This window comes from Pantoea sp. 22096 (assembly GCF_052045955.1).
GTDB classification, from domain to species: domain Bacteria; phylum Pseudomonadota; class Gammaproteobacteria; order Enterobacterales; family Enterobacteriaceae; genus Pantoea; species Pantoea alfalfae.
In genome coordinates this window covers 237,076-260,941 of sequence record NZ_JBQEPW010000003.1, presented here as the reverse complement: position 1 = coordinate 260,941, position 23,866 = coordinate 237,076, and the positions used below count along the sequence as shown (strand labels likewise).

General features: G+C 57.4%; 18 protein-coding genes. 8 read left to right on the top strand and 10 right to left on the bottom strand.

Features of this window, described 5'->3' with window-relative positions:
- Positions 1–127 precede the first annotated feature (127 nt).
- The 4 genes from metC to ACTJKZ_RS13865 all read right to left on the bottom strand — a co-directional run bounded on the left by metC (position 128) and on the right by ACTJKZ_RS13865 (position 4,555).
- A complete protein-coding gene (gene metC, locus ACTJKZ_RS13880) occupies positions 128–1,318 on the bottom strand; it encodes a cystathionine beta-lyase (protein WP_161735006.1) in 1,191 nt (396 codons plus the stop codon).
- Between the two features lie 408 nt (positions 1,319–1,726).
- Entirely contained in the window at positions 1,727–3,013 is a 1,287-nt protein-coding gene (locus ACTJKZ_RS13875) for a TRAP transporter large permease (protein ID WP_161735008.1), read from the bottom strand.
- A 14-nt stretch (positions 3,014–3,027) separates the two neighbouring features.
- Positions 3,028–3,534 (bottom strand): TRAP transporter small permease, encoded by a 507-nt coding sequence (locus ACTJKZ_RS13870; RefSeq protein ID WP_161735011.1) that lies wholly within the window; start codon positions 3,532–3,534, stop codon positions 3,028–3,030.
- Positions 3,535–3,583: 49 nt separating this feature from the next.
- Positions 3,584–4,555, bottom strand: coding sequence for a TRAP transporter substrate-binding protein (locus tag ACTJKZ_RS13865; RefSeq protein WP_253420064.1), 972 nt, complete (start codon positions 4,553–4,555; stop codon positions 3,584–3,586).
- Positions 4,556–4,904: 349 nt separating this feature from the next.
- On the opposite strand from ACTJKZ_RS13865, the gene exbB reads away from it, so the two are divergent.
- The 3 genes from exbB to ACTJKZ_RS13850 all read left to right on the top strand — a co-directional run bounded on the left by exbB (position 4,905) and on the right by ACTJKZ_RS13850 (position 7,614).
- Positions 4,905–5,627, top strand: a complete 723-nt coding sequence (exbB, locus tag ACTJKZ_RS13860; RefSeq protein WP_222924979.1) for a tol-pal system-associated acyl-CoA thioesterase — start codon at positions 4,905–4,907, stop codon at positions 5,625–5,627.
- Positions 5,628–5,633: 6 nt separating this feature from the next.
- On the top strand, positions 5,634–6,056 hold the full coding sequence (gene exbD, locus ACTJKZ_RS13855) for a TonB system transport protein ExbD (protein ID WP_013359036.1): 423 nt from the start codon (positions 5,634–5,636) through the stop codon (positions 6,054–6,056).
- Between the two features lie 235 nt (positions 6,057–6,291).
- Positions 6,292–7,614 (top strand): MFS transporter, encoded by a 1,323-nt coding sequence (locus tag ACTJKZ_RS13850; protein WP_440829737.1) that lies wholly within the window; start codon positions 6,292–6,294, stop codon positions 7,612–7,614.
- On the opposite strand, the gene ACTJKZ_RS13845 is transcribed toward ACTJKZ_RS13850, so the two are convergent.
- The 5 genes from ACTJKZ_RS13845 to ACTJKZ_RS13825 are packed head-to-tail and all read right to left on the bottom strand — an operon-like array spanning position 7,611 to position 12,871.
- Complete coding sequence (locus tag ACTJKZ_RS13845; protein WP_161735024.1) at positions 7,611–8,588, bottom strand: Csu type fimbrial protein; 978 nt, start codon at positions 8,586–8,588, stop codon at positions 7,611–7,613. The two genes, ACTJKZ_RS13850 and ACTJKZ_RS13845, sit on opposite strands and share 4 nt — an antisense overlap.
- The gene (locus ACTJKZ_RS13840) at positions 8,585–11,032 is read right to left on the bottom strand and encodes a fimbria/pilus outer membrane usher protein (protein WP_440829736.1); all 2,448 of its coding nucleotides are present in this window, start codon (positions 11,030–11,032) and stop codon (positions 8,585–8,587) included. Before ACTJKZ_RS13840 ends, ACTJKZ_RS13845 begins: the two co-directional genes overlap by 4 nt.
- 7 nt (positions 11,033–11,039) lie before the next feature.
- Positions 11,040–11,738: a fimbrial biogenesis chaperone gene (locus ACTJKZ_RS13835; RefSeq protein WP_440829735.1), complete on the bottom strand. Its 699-nt coding sequence runs from the start codon at positions 11,736–11,738 to the stop codon at positions 11,040–11,042.
- A 25-nt stretch (positions 11,739–11,763) separates the two neighbouring features.
- Positions 11,764–12,279 (bottom strand): Csu type fimbrial protein, encoded by a 516-nt coding sequence (locus ACTJKZ_RS13830; protein WP_161735038.1) that lies wholly within the window; start codon positions 12,277–12,279, stop codon positions 11,764–11,766.
- A gap of 22 nt (positions 12,280–12,301) precedes the next feature.
- Positions 12,302–12,871, bottom strand: coding sequence for a spore coat protein U domain-containing protein (locus ACTJKZ_RS13825; RefSeq protein ID WP_161735041.1), 570 nt, complete (start codon positions 12,869–12,871; stop codon positions 12,302–12,304).
- A gap of 544 nt (positions 12,872–13,415) precedes the next feature.
- Here ACTJKZ_RS13825 and ACTJKZ_RS13820 point away from each other — a divergent pair.
- The 3 genes from ACTJKZ_RS13820 to ACTJKZ_RS13810 all read left to right on the top strand — a co-directional run bounded on the left by ACTJKZ_RS13820 (position 13,416) and on the right by ACTJKZ_RS13810 (position 19,316).
- Positions 13,416–15,497 carry a putative bifunctional diguanylate cyclase/phosphodiesterase gene (locus tag ACTJKZ_RS13820; RefSeq protein ID WP_440829734.1) on the top strand — a complete coding sequence of 694 codons (2,082 nt, stop codon included), beginning with the start codon at positions 13,416–13,418 and terminating at the stop codon, positions 15,495–15,497.
- A gap of 144 nt (positions 15,498–15,641) precedes the next feature.
- Positions 15,642–17,786, top strand: a complete 2,145-nt coding sequence (locus ACTJKZ_RS13815; RefSeq protein ID WP_161732725.1) for a putative bifunctional diguanylate cyclase/phosphodiesterase — start codon at positions 15,642–15,644, stop codon at positions 17,784–17,786.
- Positions 17,787–17,912: 126 nt separating this feature from the next.
- Complete coding sequence (locus ACTJKZ_RS13810; RefSeq protein WP_161732723.1) at positions 17,913–19,316, top strand: aminotransferase-like domain-containing protein; 1,404 nt, start codon at positions 17,913–17,915, stop codon at positions 19,314–19,316.
- On the opposite strand, the gene ACTJKZ_RS13805 is transcribed toward ACTJKZ_RS13810, so the two are convergent.
- Positions 19,313–19,795 carry a YlaC family protein gene (locus ACTJKZ_RS13805; protein ID WP_013359026.1) on the bottom strand — a complete coding sequence of 161 codons (483 nt, stop codon included), beginning with the start codon at positions 19,793–19,795 and terminating at the stop codon, positions 19,313–19,315. The genes ACTJKZ_RS13810 and ACTJKZ_RS13805 overlap by 4 nt on opposite strands.
- A gap of 331 nt (positions 19,796–20,126) precedes the next feature.
- On the opposite strand from ACTJKZ_RS13805, the gene ACTJKZ_RS13800 reads away from it, so the two are divergent.
- Together ACTJKZ_RS13800 and ACTJKZ_RS13795 are read left to right on the top strand one after the other, a co-directional pair.
- Positions 20,127–20,738 carry a cupin domain-containing protein gene (locus ACTJKZ_RS13800; RefSeq protein ID WP_440829733.1) on the top strand — a complete coding sequence of 204 codons (612 nt, stop codon included), beginning with the start codon at positions 20,127–20,129 and terminating at the stop codon, positions 20,736–20,738.
- A gap of 272 nt (positions 20,739–21,010) precedes the next feature.
- Positions 21,011–23,860 (top strand): bifunctional diguanylate cyclase/phosphodiesterase, encoded by a 2,850-nt coding sequence (locus ACTJKZ_RS13795; RefSeq protein ID WP_161732717.1) that lies wholly within the window; start codon positions 21,011–21,013, stop codon positions 23,858–23,860.
- Positions 23,861–23,866: the final 6 nt, after the last annotated feature.

The following is a 23,866-nucleotide window of genomic DNA, read 5'->3' as shown; positions in this document are numbered from 1 at the left end:
CGCAGTGATTTCACTGATAACCTGAACGATGCGGGATAAATTTTAACAACAAATGAGCCGGTGCCCGGCAAACTCTGCGGGCCACCGCTACGTGGTTTATCTTCTGTTTACTTTCTGTTTATCTGACTTAGCGCGTCAGGCGTGAAAAACCGGCCTCCAGGTCAGCCAGCAGATCATCAACGTGCTCCAGACCAATATGCAGCCGCACCAGCGTGCCGGTGAAATCCACACCGCCCGCCGGACGAATCTCTGCCAGCTCTTCCGGCTGATTCGCCAGGATCAGCGATTCATAACCGCCCCAGGAGTAAGCCATGCTGAAATGATGGAAGTGATCGAGATATTCCGCCAGTTGGGGCGCGCTTAATTTTTCCTGCAGGATGAACGAGAAGAGGCCGCTGCTACCGTTAAAATCGCGCTGCCAGAACGCATGACCTTTGCTTTGCGCCAGTGCCGGGTGATTCACTCGTGCCACTTCCGGGCGCGCCGCCAGCCACTCTGCCACCTGAATCGCACTCTCTTCATGCTGACGCAGACGGGTACCCAGCGTACGCAGACCGCGACTCGCCATGTAGGCGGTATCGGCATCCACCATCTGGCCCATCAGGTAAGAGTTCTCACGCAACTGGTCGATACAGCGCGCATTGGCGACCGCCGTGCCGATCATCGCATCGCTGTGACCAATCAGATATTTGGTGCCAGCCTGAATCGAAATGTCGATACCGTGCGCCAGCGCGTTAAACAGAATACCGGCCGCCCAGGTGTTGTCGATCATGATGATCGCCTCGGGCGCTTTAGCGCGTACCGCTGCCACAATCGCCGGAATATCCTGCACTTCCATCGTTATCGAAGCAGGCGATTCCAGGAAGACAACACGGGTGTTGGGCTGCACCCGCTCACCGATTTCACTGCCGATGCAGTGATCGAACCAGCCGGTGGAAACCTGCAGCTTAGCGAGAATTTTTGTACAGAAGTCCTGTGTCGGTTCATAGACCGCGCCGCTCATCAGTACGTGGTCGCCCGCCTCGACAAATGCCAGAATCGCGTTCGCGACGGCCGCTGCGCCGCAGGGATAGAGCACACAGCCTGCGCCGCCTTCCAGCTCGGTCATCGCATCCTGCAGTGCAAAGTGCGTCAGGGTGCCGCGACGGCCATAAAAAAGTTCGCCTTTTGCCCGACCTGCGGTGGCGCGTTTTTTCTCCGCAACCGTATCAAAAACCAGCGAAGAGGCGCGCTGAATGACGCTGTTCACCGAGCCCTGGGTATAACGCTTGCTGCGTCCCGCACTGACGAGCGTGGTATCAATTTTTCTGGTGGTCATGAGTCGCCTTTACCGCTTCAGACTAAGCCCTCACGTTATCACGAAACGGCCAGCAGGGTTGAGACTCAATGGTGATTATCAGAGTGCGTCGCAGGAAAAAAACCGGCTCGCGAGCGGGCCGGAGATTGATGACTAAGTGTGGCCCGGTTAGCTGTGAGACCGAGCCAGTGCAGGAAACCCGGTCAGACCGGAAAGGCGCTTACGCCAATCCCTGGCTCGCTCGGCCCGTTGCCGGGCCAACGCGTTGCGTTGTTCAAAAACGCTCCCGGCGTTTTTTTCCGGGCGGCGGGCCGCTTTCCTCCTCTGACCGTGTTCCCTGCCTGTTGAGCTAATCCATCGCTGCCAGTTGCACCCTGATTCGAGTTTGTCAGCAGTCTGAGACCCGCAAGCGAGCCGGTTTCCATTGCCTTACATGACGCCCATCAGGCGCGGCAACCAGAGTGAAATAGCGGGAATATAAGTAATCAGCATCAGCACCAGGAACAGCATGCCGTAGAACGGCAGCATCGCCCCGACGACCTGCTCAATCTTCTGCTTACTCACCGCGCTGGCCACAAACAGCACGGTGCCGACCGGCGGCGTAATCAGTCCGATGCCCAGATTAGTCAGCATGATCATGCCAAAGTGAACCGGATCGACCCCCAGCGCGGTGGCTACCGGCAGCAGCACCGGCGTCAGGATCAGAATCAGCGGCGCCATATCCATCAGCGTGCCTACGACCAGCAGCAGGATGTTGATGCACATCAGGATCACATATTTGTTATCGGAGAGGCTGGTGAACGCCTCAGTAATAATGGTCGGCAGCTGCATAAAGGTCATCACTGCGCCGAACCCGGCTGCGAAAGCGATCAGTACCATCACGATGGTGACGGTTTTAATGGTGCGGAACAGCAGGATATGCAGCTGGCTCCATTTAAAGTCGCGATAGATGAACATGGTGACAAAGAAGGCCCAGATACAGGCAATCGCAGCGGATTCCGAGGCGGTAAAGATGCCGGAGAGGATCCCCCCCATGATGATAACGACGGTAAACAGCCCCCAGAACGCGTCGAAGAAAATCTTCAGCGCCTGACGAAACGGAATACGCTCGCCTTTGGGATAACCGCGTTTATGGGCAAAGCCCAGACACATCACCATCAGGCATCCGCCGAGCAGCAGGCCAGGGAAGATCCCGGCAACAAACAGCGAGGAGATGGTGACCATGCCGCCGGTCGCCAGCGAGTAGATGACTGAGTTGTGGCTGGGGGGCGTCAGCACCGCCTGTACCGAACCGCTGGCGGTCACCGCCGCGGCGAAGTCACGCGGATAGCCTTTCTCCTCCATCTGCGGGATCATTACCGAACCAATGGAGGCGGTATCCGCCACCGACGAACCGGAGATAGCGCCAAAGAACGTTGAAGCGACGATATTAACCAGCGACAGCCCGCCGCGAATAAAGCCGACAAAGATATAGGCGAAGTTGACCAGCCGGCGGGCGATGCCGCCCTCGGCCATAATCGCGCCCGCGAGGATAAAGAACGGAATGGTCAGCAGGGAAAATTTGTTAATCCCGTTGGTCACCTGAATCACCACCGCCTCCAGCGGCAGGTCGATCCACCAGGCCCCGATAAAGGCGCTCAGTCCCACCGCAAAGGCGACCGGAAAGCCCACCATCAGCAACACCAGCAAACTGCCTATCAAGATCAATGCATCCATTTTTCTGCTCCGCGTTAGTGGGTGCCGCCCAGCGTGACAATCGGTCGCTGGCTCTGATCGCCGCTCAGCAGGCGCTCAACAACAAACAGCAGGGTGAAGATCGCGCCAATCGGGATTGGCAGATACATCTCGCCGTAGGTCACCGCTGGAAGTGACGCGAGGGTCTGAACCCACATCGCTTCGCACAGGCTGTAACTGGCCTGGAAGATCACCAGGCAGGTGATAATCATCAGCAGATCGCTGACGCGCAGCATGAGGCGCTGCCGGGCAGGCGACAGGCGGTCAGTGACCATCGATACACAGATATGGGTTCCGGCGCGCAGACCCACCGGCGCGCCGATAAAGGTAAAAATAATCATGCAGATAATGGCAACCGGCTCCGGCCAGGAGAGCGCGCCGTTCATCACGTAACGGGCGAAGATCCCAATCGGGATGACCGTTACCATGATCAACAGTGCCACGGCGGCCACCAGCATGCAGAGCAGATAAAGCCCATCCATCAGACGCGTATAAGCAGACATAATTGATACCTGATTAAGCACGCCACACGGCAGTGTGGCGCGGGAAGGGTTATTTCACCTCAGCGATCCGGGTCATCAGATCCTGATATTTGCCGCCAAACTGATCGCGTACTGGCTGAGTCGCTTTGACGAAATAGTCACGGTCAGTCTGCTGGAAGGTGACGCCGCCCGCCTTCATTTTGGCGATCGACTCTTCGGTATAGGTCGCCCAGAGCTGGCGCTCCTCATCCTGTGCTTCTTTGCCGAGCTTTTTCAGCAGTGCCTGATCTTCGGGTTTCAGGCGATCCCAGGCGCGTTTTGAAAACAGGATCATCTCTGGCTGGATAAAGTGGCCGCTGAGGGTGTAATACTTCGCAACCGGCATGTAGTTATGAGCGACAAAGGTCGGTGGGTTGTTCTCGGTGCCATCGACCACGCCAGTCTGCATCGCACTGAACACTTCACTGACGCCCATCGCCACCGGATTCGCGCCCATCGCTTTCAGCGTCGCCAGCGAGATGGCGCTATTCTGCACCCGGATCTTCATGCCCTTAAGATCCTCCGGCTTCGCCAGCGGCTTCTTAGTGATCATGTTGCGCTCACCGGCATCGGTCCAGCCCAGGAACACCATGCGGGCATTGGGATCGTTGTCGAACTTGTCGGCGATCTCGCGGCCTATCTCGCCATCCAGCACTTTGTGCATGTGATCAACGTCGCGGAAAACGTAGGGCAGGGTCAGCACGCTGGTTTCCGGGGCAATCGAGGTGACCGGCGCCAGCGAGACGCGGATCATATCGATGGCACCCAGCTGCACCTGTTGCAGCGTCTGATCTTCATCGCCCAGTACGCCACCGGCGTAGAGCTTCATCTCCAGCCGTCCATCGGTGGCCTGTTTCAGTTTGTCGCCCATGTGTTGCAGGGCGACCACGGTGGGATAACCGGCAGGCTGTACTTCAGCCACTTTAATCACCTGTGCCGTGGCGGTGGCGCTCGCTATCATCGCCGCCAGGGCACTGGCTACGCATGTTTTCATCATTATCATTATATTGTCTCCCGCAGAGGTAAGACGGCCTGCAGTCTGGGCTAACTGCAGAGGGCCGTGAGGAGCCAGCATAGTGAAAACGCGTCTGAGTAAAATGTAGCAATGCTGATTGAATGAATTCCGTCACATTTTGAAACGTTGTTTTAATAAATTTTCATGCAGCTTCACATTTTCGAAACATCCTCACAAGCCGTGCCTGAACCCGCTCAACAACAGGTCAATAGCGCAGATCAGCTTTGTAAATACTAATGAGAACTACTATCAATTCGCCACCGTTTTGCTATTATTTGCGCTTGTTTCGCATCCCTGAATCAGAAGTTGGAGAAGCAGCGTGGTAGCCAGTGATTTGATGCAAACGGACCTCTCCGTTTGGGGCATGTATCAACATGCCGATATCGTGGTAAAGGTGGTCATGATTGGCCTGTTATTGGCCTCAGTGGTGACCTGGGCGATCTTCTTCGGCAAATATGCCGAACTTAGCGCGGCTAAGCGTCGCCTTAAGCGTGAGCAACTGGCACTGGGCGAAGCCCGCAATCTGAATGACGCCGCCCGCATTGCCCAGTCGTTTACCGGGCACAGCCACAGTGTGGTGCTGCTGAACGATGCGCAAAATGAACTTGAACTGTCGGCGGGTGTGGAAGATACCAACGGCATTAAAGATCGCACCAGTTTCCGTCTTGAGCGCCGTGTCGCCGCCTTCAGCCGCCATGCAGGACGGGGCAATGGCTTCCTGGCGACTATCGGGTCTGTCGCACCCTTTATCGGCCTGTTTGGCACCGTCTGGGGCATCATGAACAGCTTTATCGGCATCGCGAAAACCCAGACCACTAACCTTGCGGTGGTGGCACCGGGTATTGCCGAAGCGCTGCTGGCGACTGCGATTGGCCTGGTCGCTGCGATCCCGGCCGTCGTCATCTATAACGTTTTTGCCCGCATGATCGCCAACTACAAAGCCTCGCTGGGGGATGTCGCTGCTCAGGTGATGCTGCTGCAGAGTCGTGATATCGACCTGGGCACCGTTGCCAAAGAAGTTCCGCGTCCTGCGACCGCCCAGAAACTGCGCTTAGGGTAAGTTGTTATGGCCATGCGATTAAACGACGATCTGGAAACCGATGGTGAAATGCATGAGATCAACGTGACGCCGTTTATCGACGTCATGCTGGTGCTGTTGATCATCTTTATGGTGGCCGCGCCACTGGCCACGGTTGATGTGCGCGTTAATCTGCCCGCGTCCACCAGCGCGCCGCAACCGCGGCCGGAAAAGCCGGTCTATCTGTCGATTAAAGCGGATAAGCAGCTTTACGTGGGTAACGATCAGGTCACGCCGGATTCGCTGGTTAACGTGCTGACCAGCCAGACGCAGGGCAACAAAGAGACCACCATTTTCTTCCAGGCAGACAAGTCGGTAGATTATGAAACGCTGATGAGCGTGATGGATAAGCTGCGCACGGCGGGCTACCTGAAAATTGGTCTGATGGGCATGGAAACTGTGAAGAAATAGCGGGTTATCCGGCAAAATGAAAAGGCGACTGTTAAGGTCGCCTTTTTTATGGCGGCGCTTCAGCCAGATAAAATCAGGCAGATCGGCGGCCAGGCAGATCATTTATGCTGCCTGATTTGAATTGTTAATTGGTTGTTACTCATGTACACAGAATTGTAAAGTGCAATGGTGAGCCAGGTCACATTAATCTCGCCTTAGTCAGGCTAAAACGGCTAAAAAACAACAGGAAGCCGTTATGAGTCACACCCCGTCTTTACAAAAGCCGCCGAAAAGTGCGGCCCGAACCATCTTTAACGTCACCAGTGGTAACTTTCTGGAGATGTACGATTTTATGGTGTTTGGCTATTACGCCACCGCCATTGCCAAAACTTTCTTTCCCGGTGATGACCCGTTTGCTTCCCTGATGCTCACCCTGATGACCTTTGGTGCTGGTTTCCTGATGCGCCCGCTGGGGGCGATCATTCTGGGTGCCTACATCGACCATCACGGTCGTCGTAAAGGCTTGTTGCTGACGCTGGGCCTGATGGCGATGGGTACCCTGACCATTGCGCTGGTGCCAGGCTACGCCACGCTGGGCGCGGCGGCACCGATTCTGATCCTGCTGGGACGCCTGTTGCAGGGCTTCTCGGCAGGCGTCGAGCTGGGTGGCGTGTCGGTCTATCTGGCGGAAGTCGCGCCGAAAGGTCGTAAAGGCTTTTTCGTCAGCTGGCAGTCGGGCAGTCAGCAGATTGCGGTTATTTTTGCCGCGCTGCTGGGCCTGATGCTGAATCATCTGCTGGCGAAAGAGGCGGTGACGGAGTGGGGCTGGCGTATCCCGTTTGTGGTCGGCTGTCTGATTGTGCCATTCCTGTTCTACATCCGCCGGATGCTGGAGGAGACCGAAGCGTTCAGCAAACGTAAACATCACCCGAGCATGACGGAAATCATGCGCTCAGTTGCCAGTAACTGGGCGCTGGTGCTGGCGGGTATGCTGATGGTGGTCACCACCACGGTGATGTTCTACATGATCACTGCCTTTACCCCGACCTTTGGTAAAACCGTGCTGATGATGAGCGACAAACAGGCGTTTCTGGTCACCCTCTGCGTCGGTGTCTCAAACCTCTTCTGGCTACCGCTGATGGGCGCGCTGTCGGATCGCGTCGGTCGTCGCCCGCTGCTGATCACCTTTACCCTGCTGATGATTGTGACTACCTGGCCGGTACTGCATTGGCTGGTGGGATCGGCCAGCTTCGCTCATCTGCTGGAAGCGGAACTGTGGCTGTCGTTTCTTTATGCCAGCTACAACGGTGCGATGGTGGTCTATCTGGCGGAGATTATGCCTGCTGAGGTGCGCGCCGCCGGTTTCTCCATGGCCTATAGCCTGGCGACGGCGCTGTTTGGCGGTTTCACGCCTGCCATCTCCAGCTATCTGATCCATGCAACCGGTGACAAAGCGATGCCGGGCGTCTGGCTGACCTTTGCCGCAGTCTGTGGGTTGATCGGCACGTTGCTGATTGGCCGGATGGTGAAGCAGTATCAGACCCGTCACAGCGCTACGCCGGTCAGTGCTTCACTCTAAAATGACAAATCGACCACCACGCTGTCGCTGTAGTTACCGGCAGGCGGCGTGTTCTGCGTGGTCAGGATGCGCGCGGTGTAGTTAAAGCCGCGCGTCAGTCCATCCGTGGATACCGCCGTCGAGGTGGTACTGCTCCAGCGTTCCGTGCCTGCCGATCCCCAGCGATTGCTGGTGGTACTTTTATAAATTTCATAGCTCAGCCGATTCGCGCCGCTTGCCATATTCCTGACGCTACCCGCCGCATAGCTGCCATTGCTCAGCCCGACGGTATAGGTGCTGCCTTTGCTGCACAATACGTTGATGGTCTGCGAGACGGCGGAGAAGCTGCCGACCAGCGGCGCGCTGCCAAAGCTGATATTGGGCGAGGTGATCGTCGTACAGTCATTGGTCAGGATAGCGGTGATGTTAATCGGAATTACGCCGCTACCGGTCTGCTCACTTAAGCAGAGATTGCCCACCCCGACGCTGGTGCAGATGCGATAGGTCACCGCCATGTTCAGCGTCACCTGATAGGTTCCGGCGGCGACCACCTGTCCGGGAACGGTGCGCAGATAGACCGGGATGGCGAAGTTAAGGCTGCCCAGCAAGCCCGCCAGGTTGATCAGGGTCTGCGAACCATAGACAAACGGCGTGCCGCCAATCGTCAGTTCAGTAGCGCAGGCCGTGTCGGTGCAGAGCCGCACCGGCACATTATCACTGCCGGTATCACCGCTGCGTTTCAGCGTACCGCGCGTGCCGTTGCTATTGGTTGCGCCGGTCAGCTGAAAGGTTATCTGGTTATTGCCTAGCAGCGACAGCGACGAGCCGGAGCCACAGTTGACGTTGGCGTTGGTGGTGACCGAACTGACGGTGGTATTCGCTACAAAGGTGGTGACCGAACCAAAGCTCGCTGTGGAGGCGGGCAGGGTACAGGCTGCGTAACCCAGCGATGGCAGTAACAGCAGCAGACCAGCCAGTAACAGAGATCTCATCATAGTGGGTTTCCGGACGTAAAAGGTTCAGCAGGCGCGGCGGCGCTACCTGCAACTGGAGCCGGCAGCGCGCAGGTCAGGGGGCCATAGGTTTTCAGCGCCTGCGGCTGACCGCTGGCGATATGCAGTTGGGTTTCGCAGCGGCGACCATCGGGCGTCACCACTTCGATCGGGTTGCTGGCGGTAAGATCTTCCATCCAGACGATACCATCCCAGCCGACATATCCGGTGGGATGGTCAGGCCGCTGTACAAGGCTTGAGACCGGCAGCGGCTGGCCCTGCGCATCAACCAGGATTACGCTGGCGGCGCGCAGTTTCTCCACCGGGAAGTTGAGGAGGTAGCCGCTCTGGCGTTTCACCGCAAAGCGCTGCTCAACCCGCGGCGTGGTCATATCTGCCGGCAGGTCGAGGGTGTCGATATCATATTTGGCCGGGTAATAGCTGCTGATGGCGGGCACCAGCAGATAGCCCTGTTGATTGGTGCGTCCCATCGACTGATTTTCATAGCGCACGTTCACGTCGGGATAGCTTGTTTTCACCAGCACAAAGGCGTCGTTGATGGCGTTAGCGGCAAAGACGCTGTTATCCATTAACACCAGCGCACCCGAGAGATCGGCCCATTGCGTGAGGTTGTCATCATCGCCATAGAAGCCCGCTGAGGTATCAATCTGGTTGTTGCGATAGCGCAGACTGCCCTGACGATAATCGCCGCTGTCTCCGCTCTGATTCGCCCACGAGGCATCCCAGGCGAACCCGCCGTCGCTGGGCATGGCGCTGGAGGCATAAACGCGCTGACTGTCGCGGCCACGCTGATCGCGTTCGGTGCTGAGGGCAACGCTGCCCTGTTCGCCAAACGGGATCACCAGCGAGATGGCACCGGTCCAGCTCTTCTCTTCCTGATCGCGGCTGGCCGAGACATACAGACTGCTGTTACCCCAAAGATTTTTACTCCACGAAAGGTTCCATAGCCGGGTGCGATCGCCCTGACCGTCGGTGATGTCGATGAAGGCGGCACCAACGCTGCCAAAGCGATTCAGCGAGACGCTGGCGCTGTACTGCGCACTGCGGCGTGAGAGTGCGTAGCGGCTATCCGCCTGACTACCGGCACGGCTGCCGACCAGCGCCAGATTGCCGAAGTCGCTGCTGCGCTGGGTCTGCTGCGTGCCGATGTTGAACCAGCGGTTGTTGTACTGATATCCCCAGCTATATTGCCTGCCGCTCTCCCCATCGAGCTGACTTTGCGCCACCGCGCCGTTGACCACGCCCCAACTGCCGACGCGCAGCTGACCACCCAGCCCACCCATTGCCAGCGTTTCGCTGCCTTCGGCGTGGCTCTCCAGCGTCAGCCAGTCGGTCATACCGTAACGATAAGAGCCACTGGCCGCGGCCTCACCATAATCGAAATTCTTTATGCCGTAGTTTTCGCGGATTGCCCCGGCAGAGAAGGCGTAGTCCGACAGCCCCGATTTCAGCAGGTTACTGGAGACGTAAAACGGCATGGTGGTGGTGACGCGGCGGCCAACCGCATCGGTGGTGGTGATCACGGCATCACCCGCGCCGTTAACAAACGGCACATTGGTCATCGACCAGGGGCCAGGCTGCACGTTTGCCTGGCTGGAACGATAGCCGTTGATAAAGAGATCGACGGTGGAAGGCACGGCGGCCTGACCGGAAAAGGCGGGCAGCGGATAGGTTACCAGATCGGGACGGACGCTGAAGTCGCGGCCGACGCGGATGCCGCCGAGCCGCACACTGCTGCTCCAGGCCAGCGAATCGGTGATCAGATCCCCGACCCGCCAGCTTACCGCCGTGTTCTCATCTTCATTGCTCCACCAGGTGTCGTAGCGGATATAGCCATCATCCTGATAAGTCGTACTGCCTTCCAGCTGCTGTTGCCAGACGCCGTTAGTGGAGAAATGACCGGCATCACCAAACAGCCGCAGTTCGTTCCAGGCGGACAGGCGGGAGCCACTGTTATCCGTGCGGCTGGCGTAAAGATCATAATTAATCAGCGCGCCGCTGCTGGTACGGCCCGGATAGCGGGGCCCGTTCTTCGCCTCGCCAATGACCTGACCGGGCAGCCATTCAGGCGGTACGGTCAGCAGCAGACGCTGTCGCGCAGCGTCATACTCCACTTTGATGGGTTGCAGCCTGCTGACATCGACCTGCGGCTGCTGGCCCAGCTTATCCGCTGGCAGGCCGGCACGCTGCAGATCGCCGCTGCGAATCCAGAAATGACCGTCGCGCTGCTCTACCGGCACAATATTGCCGTTCTCCTGCTGATTAATCACCAGCTCCAGCATATAACGCTGACCGCTGCCGCTGGTCTGCAGGCTGGGTGGCGGGGGCAGGGATGAGTAAGTCTCCGCCAGCACAGGATCCGGCGTAAGGGCGTAAATCACGCTGGCCACGGCCAGCCCGCAGGGATGCAGGGAAAACGGTCTCATTCAGCGCTTACTTATTGGCGGCGCTGCGCCACGGGCTCTTGTTAACCTCTGCGGTGAGCTCGCCGCTTACCGGCGAGGAGAGCGGCCAGCGGTGATAGCTGTCAGCCAGCACATACCCGTATAATCCTTCGCCCAGTTTGCGACCGCCAATCGCCACATTGCTCAACCGGGCGTGACCGCTGCCACTGTTGGTTAACTGGAGCCAGCGCCTGCCGCCCTCGCTAATCTGTTGCCAGCGCAGAGCCGGGCGAGCGCTGTCTGTGTTCAGCCCGGCGCCATAAACAAACAGCGGCACCGAATAGCGCATCTGGAAGGTCAGCCCGGCCTGATTCTCGCCGGGATTACGCGGGGTCGGGATCTCATCCAGCACCACCCGATAGGCCAGCTCTTTACCGGCCGCAGGCGGCGTCTGTTTAATCAGCCTGACCAGCTGTTTCTGGCCCGGTTCCATCCGCACCATCGGCGGGCTGGCGACCACCTGCTGCTGAGTCTGATACTGCTCCTGGCCATTGTTCTGCTGCCAGCTGAAGACGCGGATCTGCATCATGGTGGTGCTGCTACCGCGATTCTCCAGCCAGAGTTCGCTGGCTTTCTCTTCAGGATTAATGGCGGGATCGATGGGCCAGATCATGACCGAATTCGCGGCGAAGGCCGGGGAGAGCAGGGTGGAACTTAGCAGCAGCAACAGAGCGCGCAGTGGCTTCATGATCATATCCTTGTTTTCTATCACCTCACCAGCTCAGGGTGACGGTCAGCGTGTCGGTATAAACGCCGGCGCGCGCAGTGCCGGGCAGTTGTAGCTGACCGTAGATCGGCAGCGTAATGTTATTGGCATTGCTATAACTCAACGGCACCGCCTGATTGACCGGGATCACCGTGGTGCGGCTGGCGTTGCTAAAGAGCGTGTAGGGAACGGTATTGCTGAAATTGGGCAGCTTCAGGTTACGGGTCGTGGTGAAATTGTTGCCCTGATTAATGCTCATGCTCAGCGTGGTGCCTGGCGTACAGGCGAGATTAATCGAGGTGCTCTGCAGATAGCTGGCGTTGACGGTATTCGCCGCCACGCCAGACTGCGTACCGAAATTAAGCGTGCCAAAGACGCCGGTATTGGTACCGGATATCACGCAGCCTGCCACAATCGACGCGGTAACCTGAAAGGTGCTGGTAGGCAGACTCCAGGCGCTGATACTCCCTGTCAGCAGGAGCAGACCGCATGCGATCGTCAGGCAGGATCGCCAGAGAACCACCCGTATTTACCTGCGACAGCAGTTAATAGTTCACGGCAACGTTAATCGTGTCGGTATAGGTTCCGGCAGGGATCAGGGGGTTAAAACCGCCGCCGACCACCCGGCCATAGATGGCGTAGTTGGTCCCCAGCGTCGGATCGGTGGTACCGCTGGCGGCGATAGGCGTATTGTTGGCGATCGCCGTGGTAAAGGAGGCGTCACTGTAAAGGGTATAGGCGATGCCCTGCGCATTATTCGATCCCAGTATCAGATAACGCGGCGACGTTGAGGCGGTGCCATAGATAGTGGCTGGCGCAGCATTGCTGCTGGTGACCACCACGTTGTAGTCCTGACCGGTGGTGCAGCGCACAAAAATACCGTTACCGGCTGCACCGACCAGGGTGGCGTTCAGGGTATCAAAGGTGGCAGCACTGCTACCAAAGTTCAGGGTACCGAAGTTAACGCCCGCCGTGGCTGACTGACCATTTACCAGGCAACCGGTAGTTAGCGTTAACGTGGCATTGATGGTTCCCGAGGTCGTCGCCGCCTGGGTTAATGATGGAACAGCAACTGTTAATCCTGCAGCGGCAAACAGAAAAAGCTTGAGTTTCATAATATTTCCTTACGGATTATCGAGAGTCAGTGCTTTTTCACCCGGTGTTTATTAACGATTCAACCCAAAGTAAGGAAATAAAAACAATAAGGCGGGCAGCGCCGCAGTCTTAAGAAAAATCTTAGACTTAAGGATTATGATTTATATCAGTTTTACTTACTATAGATCAGTTAAAGCGTTAGGCGAAGCGCTGCCGTTTAATTTTCGTTAATCAAATGGCCTCTCTGGCCGATAACCCAGTTACAGCAAGGCATAAAAGCGAGGCGGCAAAACAAACATCTTTGTTTTTTCGGCCTCTGGCCTGCTTTCAGCTTCGGTGATATGTTCCTGTACCAATCAGACATAATAACGATTTACCCGCAGACTCAGCAGGCGGGAAATAAGATGCAGGTCATTAATGGCCTGCGTTCGTGGGCCTTTTTTGCCCGGTCTTCAGGGTCAGGAAATACCGGAGTTTATTAACTTTCACCCGTTGGGTGTTTTTAAGATTACTTTTCTGACTTTATACAGCACCTGTTTTTCTGCAGGTGGTGAGGAGTTGCACATGTTGCTTGTCACCTGGAATGGCGTTCTGATCTGCGTTTCGCTGATCGTGGCGTTTATTGCCTCTTTTACAGCGCTGGATACCGCCGGACGGGTGGCGGTCTCCCATGGCTGGAGCGCGCGGTTCTGGCTGCTGGTGGGCGGCACGACAATGGGGATTGGCATCTGGGCAATGCATTTTATCGGGATGCTGGCGATGATGATGCCGATGACGATGCGCTATGACACGCGGCTGACGATCCTCTCGCTGCTGGTGGCGATCCTGGCGTCAATATGTGCTTTCAGCCAGACGGTGAGCGGTTTACATCTCACCCGTCAGCGGCTGCTGCGCGGTACGCTGATCCTGGGCGTGGGTGTGGTAGTGATGCACTATCTCGGTATGTATGCTCTGCTGATTAATCCCCAACCTGAGTGGAACAGGCTGCTGGTGACGCTCTCTGTGCTGATTGCGTTGGCGGCCTCAGGCGTGGCGCTGTGGCTGGCGTTTCATCTGCGGCAGGGTGACCATCATCTGCTGCTGATGCGTGGGCTGGCCTCACTGGTGATGGCGATCGCGATTGCGGGCATGCACTATGTGGGGATGGCGGCGGCGGTGTTCCGCCACGGCAGCATAATGCAGCCGTATGGCGTCAGTAATCCGGGACTGGCGGTATGGGTCACGCTGATTACGTTAATTATTCTGGGGATCACTCTGCTGAGTTCGATGCTGGACGCTCAGATGCGTGCCGCGCGGCTGGCAACCCGGCTCAATCGCGCTAACCAGGAGCTGCGTCAGCTGGCGATGCATGACAACCTGACCGCGCTGCCCAACCGGGTGATGCTGGAGCAGCAGCTTGATCTCGCCATCAAACAGGCGCTGCTGAATGAAGATCGCTTTGCCGTGATTTATATGGATCTGGATGGCTTCAAAGCGGTCAATGACACCTGGGGGCATCATGTCGGTGACCGGTTACTGGTGGCGGTGGCGGAACGGCTGCGCAGTCAGCTCAGTAACACTATGCTGCTGGTGCGGCTGGGCGGGGATGAGTTTGTGCTGATGGCGGAGTGTGACATCAACCCGGCCCAGCAGCTGGCGCAAAAACTGGTTAAAGTGATCGGTACGCCGTTTGAACTTGACCGCTATGTACTGCACGTTTCACTTAGTGCAGGTATTGCAATCTTTCCACTGCATGGTCGCAACCGGCAGGAGCTGCTGTTTAATGCCGACGCGGCGATGTACCACACCAAACACAGTGGACGAAACGGCTGGTGCCTGTTTGAACCTGCTATGAGCGCGGCAACGCAGCATCAGCTGGAGCTGGCCAACGATTTATGGGAAGCGATCGATCGCCAGCAGATGCGGCTGTTCTATCAGCCCAAATTCCGTTCCGGCGGCACACGCCTGATGGGGTTTGAGGCGCTGCTGCGCTGGCAGCATCCGCAGCGCGGTCTGCTGACGCCTGAGCTGTTTCTGCCACGCGCTGAAAAAACCGGCCAGATTGTAGCGCTGGGAAACTGGGTCATCGGGGAAGCATGCCGTCAGTTAAGGATCTGGCACAGCCAGGGCCACGGCGAGTGGACGGTCTCGGTGAACCTCTCGGCATTGCAGTTCCATCAGCGTGATCTGCTCAGCACGCTGAACGAGACGCTGGCGCGTTACCAGCTTTCAGGCAGTGCGCTGATGCTGGAGATTACCGAAGCGATTGCCATGCGCGACCCCGCTTTCAGCCAGCAGCGGATTCGTGAGTTGCAACAGGCGGGCGTCAGCGTCGCCATTGATAACTTTGGCATTGGCTATGCCAACCTGTTACATCTTAAAGACCTGGATGCCAGTGAACTCAAGATTGATCGCAGCTTTATCAACTGTCTGCGACCTGGCAGTGAAGATGCGACCGTAGTCAGCGCCATGCTGACACTGGCGCAGAGTCTCAACCTGCGCATGGTGGCGGAAGGGGTTGAGACTGAAGAGCAGCAGCATCTGCTCACCAGCCTGGGCTTTGATGCATTGCAGGGGTATCTGCTGGGCAAACCCACACCTCCGGATCGGGTTGAGGCGTTCAGTATTCCTGCACTGCGACAGCCAGTGGCGTCGGTATCTGGCTGAGGCTGACGATAGATTTCATCACTCAGAATGAGTGGAAAGGATGCAGGGTGCGCGGCTCATTAACTGCCGGTCTATGCCGATAACTAATACACATTTTAAAAAACCTCTGCCCTACCACCAGCACGGCTTTCGCGGGAATGCACAATGTTAGCGACCTCATACGACACTTTTATCGTCATCGTCTCCGTTCTTGTGGCGATGCTGGCTTCGTTTACCGCTTTAGATATGGCGGGACGGGTCGTACATTCTACCGGCAAAGTGGCGCTGGTCTGGCTGTTCGGCGGTGGTTTCTCCATGGGCATTGGCATCTGGGCAATGCACTTTATTGGCATGCTGTCGATGAACATGGAGATGGTCATGAGCTACAACGCCGGACTCACCGCTTTCTCCGCCGCCATCGCCGTCTGCGCGTCGATATTTGCACTGTGGCTGGTCTGCAATGGGGATATGCCTTTGCCGCGTCTGGCGGGCGGCGCGCTGATCCTCGGCAGTGGTGTCGCGGCGATGCACTACACCGGCATGGCGGCGCTGATGTTCTCGCCCGGTATCGTCTGGCAATGGGGCTGGGTGGCGCTGTCGGTGGCGATTGCTCTGGCCGCTTCGGGCGCGGCGCTGTGGCTGGCGTTTAACCTGCGTGAGGGGCAGACCAGCCGGGTCACGCTGCTGCGTATTGGCGCCTCTGTGGTCATGGGCTGTGCGATTGCAGGCATGCACTATACCGGCATGATGGCGGCAGAGTTTCCCGTCCACAGCCATCCGGTCGGGCAGGGCGTTAACAGCAACTGGCTGGCGATTCTGGTCACGGTAGTCACCATCTCCATCCTGGGCATTACCCTGCTGGTCTCAATGCTGGATGCGCGGATGCAGGCGCGTACCTCGATTCTCGCCAGTTCGCTGGCTGATGCGAATCGCGAGCTGGCTCAGCTGGCGCTGCACGACAACCTGACCCGGTTGCCGAACCGCATCCTGCTGGAAGATCGACTGGAGCAGGCGATCAATAAAGCGAACCGTGAGCAGGCGCAGTTTGCCCTGATGTTTATGGATCTCGATGGGTTTAAGGCAGTTAACGACGCCTTCGGACATCACATCGGCGACAGTCTGCTGGTCGGGGTGACCGAGCGGATGAGTCAGCAGATGACCGGCTACTACACGCTGGCACGGCTCGGCGGGGATGAGTTTGTGCTGCTGGTGGAGATCGACGATCCCAACGATGCCGCGGCCATTGCTGATAAGCTGGTTAAAGCAACAGGGCGTCCGTTTAATATCTCACGCTACGAACTGGTGGTCTCACTGAGTCTTGGTATCGCCGTCTATCCCGGCGATGGCGTGGATGAGCGGGAACTGATGTTCAACGCCGATGCAGCGATGTACCACACTAAAAATAATGGCCGTAACGGCTACACCTTCTTCCAGCCTTCTATGAACATCCAGGCGCAGAGCCAGCTTCAGCTGAATAACGATCTCTGGCATGCGCTGGATAACGACGAACTGCGCCTGTTCTATCAGCCAAAATATTGTGCGCCGCGCGGCCCGATCCTCGGTTTTGAGGCGTTACTGCGCTGGGAACATCCGAAGCGCGGCCTGTTGTCGCCCGATAAATTCCTGCCGATGGCGGAAAAGACCGGCATGATTGTCAACATCGGCAACTGGGTGATCCATGAAGCCTGTCGTCAGCTGCGCCAGTGGCATCTGCAGGGCCATCCGGACTGGTCGGTAGCGGTGAACCTGTCGGCACTGCAGTTTGAGCAATCGAATCTGGTGGAGACGGTGGTGGATGCGCTGACAAAACATCAGATTCCGGCCGAACTGCTGACGCTGGAAGTGACCGAGACCACTGCGATGCGCGATCCCGATGAGAGCGTGCGTATTCTCACCGAGCTGACCCAGCTCGGCGTGAAAGCTTCAATTGATGACTTTGGCACCGGCTACTCCAGCCTGCTCTATCTGAAACGCCTGCCGGCCAGTGAGCTTAAGATTGACCGGGCCTTTGTTAATGAGCTGCAGCATCAGAAAGAAGATGCCACCATCGTGTCGGCGATTGTGGCGCTGGCGCAGTCGCTGCAGCTGAAAGTGGTGGCTGAAGGTGTTGAAACCGCTGAGCAGCAGGCCTTTCTGACCAGCCTGGGCTGCAATACGCTACAGGGCTATTTGCTGGGCAAGCCGGTTCCCCCTGAGCGAGTGCCGAATCTGGCTAACTTTGTGGTGGCGGAAACGGAAGAGGCGATGGCAAACGTGAGCCCGATTGCTGAAGCCGATCAGCCACTGACGCCGCAGGTGGCGGTAATCTGAAGCACCTGATCAGAGCTGAATCAGCGTAATCAGTACGATAAGCGATGCGCGCCGCCTGTCATTGGCTGCCGTGCGTGGTAAAGTCTCGCGGTCAGACTACTCGCGGTAAACAAGGAGAGGCGACCCGTGGCGAAATACCAGCGTTTGATGGATGAGATTCAGCAGCAGATCGAGGCCGGCATCTGGCTGCCCGGCACCCGTTTACCGTCGCTGCGTCAGCAGGTCGCGCAGCAGGGTGTTAGCCTGATGACGGTGCTGCATGCCTATGAACTGCTGGAGAGTCAGGGCTGGATCGTCTCGCGTCCACAGTCAGGTTACTATGTGGCACCGCGCGCCTTAGCGCCCGCACCGCTCAGCGTGGCGATCAGCGAGCAGGTCGATATCAACGACTTTGTGTTTGATGTACTACAGGCCACGCGCGATCCCGCCATCGTGCCGTTTGGCTCCGCGTTCCCCGATCCGGCACTCTTTCCGCAGCGTCAGCTGATGCGTTCACTGGCGAACGTCTCTCATCATCTGACTCCAACCGATGCGCTGCACAATCTGCCGCCCGGCAACGCCACGCTGCGACAGCTGCTGGCGCAGCGCTATGCGCGTCAGGGCATCACCCTGTCGCCGGATGAAATTGTCATCACCAGCGGGGCGCTGGAGGCGCTGAACCTCAGCCTGCAATCCCTGACCGAGCCGGGCGACTATGTGGTGATTGAGCAACCGAGTTTTTATGGCGCGCTACAGGCGATTGAGCGGCTCAAGCTCAAGGCGCTGGCGATTCCGGTCGATGCAAAGCAGGGCATCGATCTCATCCAGCTGGAGGAGGCGCTGCAACGCTGGCCGGTAAAAGCCTGCTGGTTGATGACAACATTGCAGAATCCGCTGAGCGTAACGTTAACGCCGGAGCGCAAACAGCAACTGGTGGCGCTGCTGACGCGTTATCAGGTGCCGATGATTGAAGATGATGTTTATGCTGAACTCTGGGCGGGTGAGGCTGCGCCGCTGCCCGCCAAGGCCTGGGATCGGCAGGGAAACGTGTTGCACTGTGGCTCCTTTTCCAAGTCGCTGGTGGCGGGTTTTCGCGTCGGCTGGGTGGCGGCGGGACAGCATGCGCAGCGCATTCAGCGACTGCAGCTGATGAGCACGCTCTCAACCAGCGCACCGATGCAGCTGGCGCTGGCCGATTTTCTTGCCACGCGGCGTTACGACACCCATCTGAAGCGGCTGCGACAGATACTGGCGAAGCGACAGCAGATGGTGCGTCAGGCACTGCTGAAGGTGCTGCCGCCTCAGGCTACGGTCAGCGAAGCGCGCGGCGGCTATTTTCTCTGGGTGACGTTGCCGGACAGCATCAACACTACCCGGCTCTACCAGCAGGCGCTGGCTCAGGGGATCAGTATTGCACCGGGGCAGTTGTTTTCGGCAGGAGAGCAGTTCAGTCACTGCTTCAGACTGAATACCGCCTGGCCGTGGGATAGTCGGGCCGAGGCGGCAATAGCGACGCTGGGTCAGTTAATGGCGGAACCGCAGGCGGATTAGACGCGCGCCGCTTCCTGGTGGCCCCAGGTCAGGTAGTAGACATCATAAAAGTCCACTTCCCCTTTTTGCGTCAGCAGACGCTGGATACCGCTTTTTACCCGTTCCGGTGTTTCAGGCAGCGACAGAATGCGTGAGATAGCCTGTTCGCGCACCGGCTGAACGTAATACCACTCACCGTTGTAGCAGACACGCAGATCGAGCGCATCAATATCTTCAAAGCGATATTTCGGGTTGATATCGAGCAGCATCAGCACGCTCATTACCAGCACAAATGCGGTGGCAAACCAGAAGGCGGGCCAGCCGAGCATCTCGGTGGTGAATATCAGCGCCACGCACAGGCCGTAGCAGAGATACATAACTGCCCAGAGGCCGGGATGGTTCTTCAGAAACGAGAGGCTAAAGCGCGGCAGGTTGTCGCGACGTTCTTCGCGGTTAAGCGTGGCGATCTCGTCAATCAGGATTTGTTTAATAGCGTCCATTGGTTACCTCACTGTCATCTGTTAGCTATTACAACAGATAACAGTCAAGCATATCAGAAACAGATTTGTGCGATTTTTGTATAACAGTTTATCAAAAGACTGCCCTGGCATCGGGCTGCCGTATCTGCGTGCCGGGCCGCCTGACATTTTGCAACACTTTACCGCAGTAAGAACCGCTATCTGCCGCCGTACAGGCACGGTCTCGCCCTATTGTTAGCGACACATTTGGCTTTAGTCAGCAATATCAGTCAATTATCTCAGTTGTGTCGTCCGGCGCACATTGCATTGTGCCGCGGGTTTGCCACACTTATAAAAAAAGCGGAGAACCTGTATGCGTGCCTCATCCTCCAGTCTGATGTTAATGATGTCCTTTGCCGCAGGTACTTTTTCGGCCGGGGCCTCTGATAATCCTCAGCATCTGATGCTCGCCATTCCGTCGGGTGGCGTACCTAATAACCCGTTACCTCTGATTATCTGGCCGCGCGTGGTGCCGGAAGAGGAGGAGATCGCAGCGTGGTTTAAGAAAACGTTCGACGAAAACGGCTGGCCACCCGCCTGGCGCTATCCGATTTTCCCCTATACCCACTTCCATCCCAACACCCATGAACTGCTCGGCGTTGCGGAAGGCTGGGCGGAAGTGCTGTTTGGCGGCGACAGTGGCCGGATGGTCACCCTGCGCGCAGGCGATGCGGTGCTGATCCCGGCGGGTGTCGGTCATCGTCAGGTCAGTGCCAGCGACGATTTTATGGTGATCGGTGCCTATCCGCGTGGCATGTCGCCTGAGACGCTGCGCGACGAACCCGCGAAGCTGAAGATGGCGCAGGAGCAGGTGAAAAAAGTGCCGTTGCCGACCCAGGACCCGTTTACCGGCAAAGAGGGCGCGTTAACCGAAATCTGGCAGCCGATTGCCGCGATGCATTTACAGCAACAGATGGACCTGTAAACGCCGTTTCTGTCGCGAAATGATTAAGCGCGAGCCAGCCTCGCGCTCTGACCTTGCTGACTGTAAAACCTGCCTGAACGCCTGAGCTCAGGCGCTTATCCCAATCATTACACCATTGAACATTTGCTCGCCGCTGCCGATAACTCCCCTGATAAGATTAGTTATTCTTCTTAATACGCTTGTCTTCGCAGACCTTTTCCGCTTTAGTCCCGGCTCGCGATTAAGAACATTCCTAAGCCTTTACCGGGCTCCCGAGCAGCAGGCAAATAACAATGGATAATAACTCTGATGTCATGTATCGCATGCTGGTACAAAGCGTGATCGACTATGCGATCACCATGCTTAAACCGGACGGAACTGTCGCCAGCTGGAACGGCGGGGGTCTGCACGTCCTTGGTTACAGGCCAGACGAAATTATTGGACAGCACGCCGCCCTGTTTTACAACGAAGAGGATCGCCGTCGCGGTCAGCCGCAGCGCGAACTCGATATCGCCGCCACCACCGGACGTTACGAAAACGAAGGCTGGCGCTGCCGTAAAGATGGCAGCAGCTTCTGGGCACACGTGGTCATCTATCCCATCCGCGACGAGACCGCTCAGCTGATTGGATTTGCTGCGGTCTGCCGTGACTGCACCCGGCAGCAGGAGCAGCAGCGCAAAGAGCGGGAGCAGGAGATGCGTTTCCGCCTGCTGGTGGAGGGCGTCACCGATTACGCCATCTACATGCTCGATCAGGACGGTAACGTAGTGAACTGGAACGCCGGCGCACAGCGGGCCAAAGGCTATGTGGCGGAAGAGATTGTCGGCCAGCATTTTTCCCGTTTCTACAGCGCACAGGATCGACTCAATCATATCCCCAGCCAGAACCTGCAAACTGCCTATCGCACCGGCCGTTTTGAAGATGAGGGCTGGCGCTACCGCAAAGATGGCAGCGCGTTCTGGGCACATGTGGTGATCGACACGATCCGTGACGATCAGGGCAAGCTGCTGGGCTATGCCAAAATCACCCGTGACTGCACTGAACAGCAGCGTGTCCGCAGCGAGCAGCGCGAGCAGGAGCAGCGTTTTCGCCTGCTGGTTGAGGGCGTAACGGATTACGCCATCTATATGCTTGATACCGACGGCGTGGTTGTGAACTGGAATGCCGGCGCACAGCGCGCCAAAGGTTACAAAGCGGAAGAAGTGGTCGGTCAGCACTTCTCGCTGTTTTACAGTGCTCAGGAGCGGCTGAACAGGACACCGGAAGCTAATCTCGGTATCGCGCTGAAAACCGGTCGTTTTGAAGATGAGGGCTGGCGCTACCGTAAAGATGGCAGCGCGTTCTGGGCGCATGTGGTTATCGACGCGATCCATGATGATGACGGTAAGCTGATCGGTTTCGCCAAGATCACCCGCGACCGCACGGAAGGCCGTGAGCAGGAGCAGCAGATCCTGCGCGCCCGTGATCTGGCCGAAGCGCAGAGCACGCAGAAAACCGCCTTGTCTAAATTTCTGGACAACATCATTGCCAACATTCCCTCCTGCGTGATTGTTGAAGATGCGATTACCCGCGAGATCCTGCTGGTGAATGACCGCACCCAGCAGCTGTTTGGCCTGTCGAAAGCACTGATCGTCAACAAGCGTCCGCACGAATGCATGTCGCCTGAGCTTAGTGACTATTTTAACAATCTGGCGGACGTTGCACTGCGCAGTGAGGGCATGCATGAGCGTGAGCAGTTACTTATGACTGCCAGCGGCGAACGCATTCTGCATACCCGCGCCACCGCGATTAATGGTCAGGATGCGCGCCGCAACTACCTGATGCTGCTGGTGGAAGATGTCACCGACCAGCGCGCCGCCGATGCCCGTATTCACCATATGGCGCACCACGACAACCTGACCAGCCTGCCGAACCGCATGCTGTTCCGCCAGCGTCTGAGTGAGGCGTTGCGCACTGCGAGCCAGACGCAGCGCCAGACCGCCGCGCTGTGCCTTGATCTGGATAACTTCAAAAATGTGAACGATGCGCTGGGCCATCAGATTGGCGATGAGCTGCTGCGCAGCGTGGCTAAGCGTCTGCGAAACACGCTGCGCGATCAGGATACGCTGGCGCGCATTGGTGGCGATGAGTTCGCTATCGTGCTGCCCTCGGTAGCAAACAGTGAGGAGGCGAGCATTGTGGCGCAGCGTCTGATCGAGGCGATTCGTCCGCCGGTTAACGTTGAAGGTCATAATCTGTCGGTCGGGCTGAGCGTGGGTATTGCACTCAGCACCACCATCACCAATACGCCGGAGCAGCTGTTGCGCTGTGCGGATATGGCGCTGTATGAAGCCAAACGTAATGGCCGCAACCGCTATGAGCACTTTACGCTGGAGATGGATGATGTGGCACGCAGCCGACGCCTGATTGAAAACGATCTGCGCGATGCGATCAGCGGCGGGCATTTGCGGCTCTACTATCAGCCTATTACCAATGGCGATCACCGCACGATTATTGGCTATGAAGCGCTGATGCGCTGGCATCATCCTATCCGCGGGCTGATTATGCCCAACGACTTCATCCCGATTGCGGAAGAGACCGGCCTGATTCATATGCTGGGAGCCTTTGCGCTCTATGAAGCCTGTCGTGAAGCGGCGAGCTGGGAAGGGGAGCAGTCAGTCTCGGTCAACCTCTCACCGCTGCAGTTTAAAAACAGCTCGCTGGTGCCGGTGGTTGAAGGTGCGCTGAAAGAGTCGGGTCTCGATCCGGCGCGACTGGAAGTCGAGATCACCGAATCGGTGCTGCTGGATGACTCGCTGGGGAATATCCGTACCCTGCAGAATCTCAAGGCGCTGGGCGTACAGATTGCGCTGGATGATTTTGGCACCGGCTATTCGTCGCTGAGCTATCTGCGTTCCTTCCCATTCGACAAAATCAAAATCGACAAATCGTTTATCAACGATATGGGCGACAGCCGCGAGGCGCTGGCGATAATCCGCGCGATTACCGGCATGAGCCGCAGTCTGGATATCCAGATTACCGCTGAAGGCGTGGAGAGCGATGAGCAGTTCACGAAGCTGCGCGATGAGGGCTGTACGCTGTTTCAGGGCTTCCTGTTCGGACGACCTCAGCCGTCGGAGCTGCGGCTGAAAACGCTGGGTTAATCCGCG